Source organism: Citrobacter sp. TBCS-14 (assembly GCF_005280805.1).
Lineage (GTDB): Bacteria > Pseudomonadota > Gammaproteobacteria > Enterobacterales > Enterobacteriaceae > Citrobacter > Citrobacter gillenii.
Window position 1 is genome coordinate 358 of sequence record NZ_SZWM01001163.1, and the last position, 200, is coordinate 557.

Here is a 200-nt window from a genome sequence, read left to right on the forward strand (position 1 = left end):
GCGAGAGTATCGGCAATCAGTAGTAAAAATGCGCCAGCCAGAACGGAACCGGGGATCACGGCCCGATGGTCTGATCCGAGCCACATACGCATTAAATGCGGAACAACCAAACCGATGAACCCAATGACTCCGCTGACCGCTACAGCAGCGGCCACGAGTAATGCGCTGCACAACAACAAAATACGTTGGATCATCCGAAC

At 53.5% G+C, this 200-nt stretch carries 1 protein-coding gene; it reads right to left on the reverse strand.

Features of this window, described 5'->3' with window-relative positions:
- Positions 1 to 200 (reverse strand): iron chelate uptake ABC transporter family permease subunit (locus tag FDX22_RS24570; RefSeq protein WP_146717923.1); only part of this gene is annotated, 200 nt, incomplete at both ends.